Raw genomic sequence first — 5337 nt, forward strand, 5'->3', positions numbered from 1 at the left:
AATTATGGCAGATAAAAAACTTGTTGATGCAAACCTATCGGTTGGCTTTGTGGCAAAACGCAGTGGCGTAAAAGTTTCAACCTTGCATTTTTATGAGTCGAAGGGGCTTATTCGCAGCTGGCGAAATAACGGTAATCAGCGCCGCTATAAACCCGATGTATTACGCCGAATTGCTGTAATTAAAGCTGCACAAACTATGGGCATAACCCTTGAAAACATTAAACAAACGTTAAGCACCCTACCTGATCAGCGTACACCCACTAAACAAGATTGGGCAGCTCTTTCAAAGGTATGGCAAACTCAACTAGATGAACGAATTCAATACATGCAGCGTTTACGCGAGCGCGTTAACGGTTGTATTGGCTGCGGCTGTTTATCAATGGCAAAATGCCCTATCTACAACAAAGACGACTATTTAGGTGAAGAGCACAGCGGCGCTGTGCTTTTAGAAAGAGATTAAAGTTTAGCTTTATTCAGCTCACACATACCTTAAATAGCAAAAGTATGCTCAGGCGCCTCCGCTATTTGAATATCAACTGTTTGCGGGCTTTTTGAGAGCTCGCAAACAAGATCGCTAAGCAACCCTTTAAGGGTATTACTATTTTCATGAATTGAAATACTTGTATACCAAAGCACAATACCTTCTGGAGTGCCATTTTCAAGGTAGATATGTTGAATAAGCGAGTCATTATCAAACATATTTGCAGGCTTGGCCGTTCTTATTAGCTTTTCATCAAAGCGAAAGCGGCCATTCTCATCAGTTATCGTCTCATCAATATATTCTTTACCATAAGTAAGAGAACGGATTACTTTTTGCTTTGCTACCGGCTTACCATTATCAAGTAAAACCCCTTGAACTGGGGCCGATAACAAAAAATCACTTTTATTGAACAAACCAAACATGCCTGCGAATACCTCAGTCGAAATAAAAAGACAAATAGCGACAAATGCTACCTTAACCAACTTCACTACCACACGGCTTCTCTATTTACTTGGCAATCTACAGGATCTAAGTAAGGTTTTAGCTCCTCAGGGAATCCGTGTTTTTCAGTTATATCTTTATCAATTTTGAAGTAATGCTCTATCGATTGATATAAGTGAGTACCAAGCGGGATGGATGTATCCATAAAGGTCATGGCTGTGGCGTATGCCAGTGAATCCCATTCACGATTTGAACCACCTACATAGAAAGTGGGCTTAGTGAAGCGATAATGTTTAGGGTATTTTAACGGCACCATGAGTGATACAAATACACGTGAGCCACCACGGGCTGAGCCGACGTTACGCTGATTTGCGTCATAGCAAACAATGTCTTCATACGGTAAGTAAAACGGTTTTCTAAACAAAGTATGCGGAGTTTTTACAAGGCCAGTATGGCGATTAAAGTAAAAATTATCTCGGTGCGCTAATATGGCGCGGTGTTTTAAAGTAAAATAACCCAAACCAAAGAGCGTCACATAGATTGAGGCCATAATCCAAAAATATTCAAGCCCATTCGCAATTAACGCATATACATGAAATAAGAAAACCATAAAAGCGAGTGTTTCAAAGAAAAAGCCAAGTGCTGTAAATAAGTTAGACCACCCTCCAAACCATGAAATAGCCAACTGCTTACCATCATTCTCTACCCAATGTCCCTCAAGTGTTGAGCCACGATTAGGGGATTCAAGCTCTGCTGCATATTGATCAGTAAATCGTTTACTTTTAAAGGTGCGAGTTTTAAAGCTACAGCCATTGAGTGCTTCTGCTTTTTTTAATCGCGTTTCATAACTGTCTTTATGCAAATAGTCTCTTGGCAGTTGCTCGTTATAGGTTTGTCTATTCTTACGGTACCTACAACTATTTTCGGCTCTCCTTCTATTTTCTGCAGCTTTTTCAGGGTTATCTCTTCTAAATTCTTCTAATAGCACCTCAGCTTCTTCATCTAAGGCGAGCTGTTTAACGGCTTTATCTTTTGCTCTTGTTGGGTCTCTGCCAGGGTTCTCAGCGCACCACTGGTTAATTGCGTTAATACGATTTTCTCTTTTAATCTTTTCTCTTTCTTCATGAGTTAAACCGTCGTTTTGTTCAGCAATATAGCGTTTAAGATCCTCATCACTAATAAGGTTATCAATTAAATCATCCAGCTTGCTTGATTTTACTGAGCTTTTATCATCACTACTCATTGTCATTGCTATCTACATTCCTTGTTTTTAACCATGCCACTTTAAATATCTCATACCCTAAACACCCACTGCTATTTGCCTTAATAAAGCTCACTACCACACGGCTTCTCTATTCACTTGGCAATCTACTGGATCTAAATAAGGTTTTAGCTCCTCAGGGAATCCGTGCTTTTCGGTTATATCTTTATCAATTTTGAAGTAATGCTCTATCGATTGATATAAGTGAGTACCAAGCGGGATGGATGTATCCATAAAAGTCATAGCTGTGGCGTATGCCAGTGAATCCCATTCACGATTTGAACCACCAACGTAAAATGTTGGCTTAGTGAAGCGGTAATGTTTAGGGTATTTTAACGGCACCATGAGTGATACAAATACACGTGAACCACCACGGGCTGAGCCGACATTACGCTGATTTGCACCATAGCAAACAATGTCTTCGTACGGTAAGTAAAACGGTTTTCTAAACAAGGTATGCGGAGTTTTTACAAGGCCAGTATGGCGATTAAAGTAAAAATTATCTCGGTGCGCTAATATGGCTCGATGTTTCAGCATATAAAAACCGACGATAAACATAGGTGCATATATAGCAAATGGCACCCATCGATAGTCGCCCCACACAAAACCAATAACAACCAAATCAACGAAAAAAAACATTACGGCTGCGACCATTAGCAAGAAGCTTAGAGCAGTAAATAAATTTGACCACCCTCCAAACCATGAAATAGCCAACTGCTTACCATCGCTCTCTACCCAATGTCCCTCAAGTGTTGAGCCACTATCTGGGGATTCAAGCTCTGCTGCATATTGATCAGTAAAACGCTTACTTTTAAAGGTACGCGTTTTAAAGCTGCAACCATTGAGCGCTTCTGCTTTTTTTAATCGTGTTTCATAACTGTCTTTATGTAAGTAGTCTCTTGGCAGTTGCGCTTTATAGGTTTCTCTATCATTAAAATATTTGCTTTTGTTTTCATTTCTTCTTTCAATTTCAGCCATTTCCTCAGGGTTATTTTTTCTAAACTCTTCTATTCGAACCACCGCCTCTTCATCTAAGGCGAGCTGTTTAATGGTTTTATCTTTTGCTCTTGTTGGGTCTCTGCCAGGGTTTTCGGCGCACCACTGGTTAATTGCGTTAATACGATTTTCTCTTTTAATTTTTTCTCGTTCTTCATGAGTTAAACCGTCGTTTTGTTCAGCAATATAGCGTTTAAGCTCCTCATCACTAATAAGGTTATCAATTAAATCATCCAGTTTGTTTGATTTTACTGAGCTTTTATCATCACTACTCATAGTCATTGCTCTCTACATCCTTGTTTTTAACCATTCCATTTTAAACTTCTTAAACACCCACAGCTCTTTTCTTTAATAAAGCTCACTACCACACGGCTTCTCTATTCACTTGGCAATCTACTGGATCTAAATAGGGTTTTAGCTCCTCAGGGAATCCGTGTTTTTCTGTTATGTCTTTATCAATTTTGAAGTAATGCTCTATCGATTGATATAAGTGAGTACCAAGCGGGATGGATGTATCCATAAAGGTCATGGCTGTGGCGTATGCCAGTGAATCCCATTCACGATTTGAACCACCTACATAGAAAGTGGGCTTAGTGAAGCGGTAATGTTTAGGGTATTTTAACGGCACCATGAGTGATACAAATACACGTGAGCCACCGCGGGCTGAGCCGACATTACGCTGATTTGCACCATAGCAAACAATGTCTTCGTACGGTAAGTAAAACGGTTTTCTAAATAAAGTATGCGGAGTTTTTACAAGGCCGGTATGGCGATTAAAGTAAAAATTATCTCGGTGTGCTAATATGGCGCGGTGTTTCAGCATATAAAAACCGACAATAAACATAGGTGCATATATAGCAAATGGCACCCATCGATAGTCGCCCCACACAAAACCAATAACAACCAAATCAACGAAAAAAAACATAACTGCAGCGACCATTAGCAGGAAACTTAGAGCAGTAAATAAATTTGACCACCCTCCAAACCATGAAATAGCCAACTGCTTACCATCGCTCTCTACCCAATGCCCCTCAAGTGTTGAGCCACGATTAGGAGATTCAAGCTCTGCTGCATATTGATCAGTAAAACGCTTACTTTTAAAGGTACGAGTTTTAAAGCTGCAGCCATTGAGTGCTTCTGCTTTTTTTAATCGCGTTTCATAACTGTCTTTATGTAAATAGTCTCTTGGCAGTTGCTCGTTATAGGTTTGTCTATCCTTACGGTATTTACTTTCGTTTCTAGTTCGCTTTCTTATTTCAGCCGCTTTTTCAGGGTTATCTCTTCTAAATTCTTCTCTTCGAACCACCGCCTCTTCATCTAAGGCGAGCTGTTTAATGGTTTTATCTTTCGCTCTTGTTGGGTCTCGGCCAGGATTTTCGGCGCACCACTGGTTAATTGCGTTAATACGATTTTCTCTTTTTATTTTTTCTCGTTCTTCAGGGGTTAAACCGTCGTTTTGTTCAGCAATATAGCGCTCAAGCTCCTCATCACTAATAAGATTATCAATTAAATCATCCAGTTTGTTTGATTTTATTGAGCCTTTATCATCACTACTCATTGTCATTGCTCTCTACATTCCTTGTTTTTAACCATTCCATTTTAAACTTCTTAAACCCTAAACACCCACTGCTATTTGCCTTAATAAAGCTTCACTACCACACGGCTTCTCTATTTACTTGGCAATCTACTGGATCTAAATAGGGTTTTAGCTCCTCAGGGAATCCGTGTTTTTCTGTTATGTCTTTATCAATTTTGAAGTAATGCTCTATCGATTGATATAAGTGAGTACCAAGCGGGATGGATGTATCCATAAAGGTCATGGCTGTGGCGTATGCCAGTGAATCCCATTCACGATTTGAACCACCTACATAGAAAGTGGGCTTAGTGAAGCGGTAATGTTTAGGGTATTTTAACGGCACCATGAGTGATACAAATACACGTGAGCCACCGCGGGCTGAGCCGACATTACGCTGATTTGCACCATAGCAAACAATGTCTTCGTACGGTAAGTAAAACGGTTTTCTAAATAAAGTATGCGGAGTTTTTACAAGGCCGGTATGGCGATTAAAGTAAAAATTATCTCGGTGTGCTAATATGGCGCGGTGTTTCAGCATATAAAAACCGACAATAAACATAGGTGCATATATAGCAAATGGCA

At 39.8% G+C, this 5337-nt stretch carries 5 protein-coding genes and 1 pseudogene; 1 reads left to right on the forward strand and 5 read right to left on the reverse strand.

All coding sequences use genetic code 11. The features are described from left to right. The first annotated feature begins 4 nt into the window (after positions 1–4). A complete protein-coding gene (soxR, locus tag L1264_RS21195; RefSeq protein ID WP_199527276.1) occupies positions 5–460 on the forward strand; it encodes a redox-sensitive transcriptional activator SoxR in 456 nt (151 codons plus the stop codon). Between the two features lie 29 nt (positions 461–489). Here soxR and L1264_RS21200 read toward each other — a convergent pair whose 3' ends face one another. The 5 genes and pseudogenes from L1264_RS21200 to L1264_RS21220 all read right to left on the reverse strand — a co-directional run. Next, positions 490–969 (reverse strand): DUF6795 domain-containing protein, encoded by a 480-nt coding sequence (locus L1264_RS21200; RefSeq protein WP_199527277.1) that lies wholly within the window; start codon positions 967–969, stop codon positions 490–492. Then, a complete protein-coding gene (locus L1264_RS21205) occupies positions 969–2171 on the reverse strand; it encodes a hypothetical protein (protein WP_235404620.1) in 1203 nt (400 codons plus the stop codon). The genes L1264_RS21200 and L1264_RS21205 overlap by 1 nt, the downstream gene beginning before the upstream one ends. A gap of 87 nt (positions 2172–2258) precedes the next feature. Further along, positions 2259–3461: a dolichyl-diphosphooligosaccharide--protein glycosyltransferase subunit 2 gene (locus L1264_RS21210; RefSeq protein WP_235404622.1), complete on the reverse strand. Its 1203-nt coding sequence runs from the start codon at positions 3459–3461 to the stop codon at positions 2259–2261. Positions 3462–3540: 79 nt separating this feature from the next. Next, the gene (locus L1264_RS21215; protein ID WP_235404624.1) at positions 3541–4743 is read right to left on the reverse strand and encodes a dolichyl-diphosphooligosaccharide--protein glycosyltransferase subunit 2; all 1203 of its coding nucleotides are present in this window, start codon (positions 4741–4743) and stop codon (positions 3541–3543) included. A gap of 88 nt (positions 4744–4831) precedes the next feature. Further along, positions 4832–5337, reverse strand: a pseudogene (locus L1264_RS21220) (hypothetical protein); the annotation flags it as partial.

The organism is Pseudoalteromonas sp. APAL1, from assembly GCF_021532475.1.
GTDB lineage: Bacteria > Pseudomonadota > Gammaproteobacteria > Enterobacterales > Alteromonadaceae > Pseudoalteromonas > Pseudoalteromonas lipolytica_C.

Coding starts and splice junctions, on each gene's coding strand:
- L1264_RS21215 (WP_235404624.1), bottom strand. CDS start 4,743: ATGACAATGAGTAGTGATGATAAAGGCTCAATAAAATCAAACAAACTG.
- soxR (WP_199527276.1), top strand. CDS start 5: ATGGCAGATAAAAAACTTGTTGATGCAAACCTATCGGTTGGCTTTGTG.
- L1264_RS21210 (WP_235404622.1), bottom strand. CDS start 3,461: ATGACTATGAGTAGTGATGATAAAAGCTCAGTAAAATCAAACAAACTG.
- L1264_RS21205 (WP_235404620.1), bottom strand. CDS start 2,171: ATGACAATGAGTAGTGATGATAAAAGCTCAGTAAAATCAAGCAAGCTG.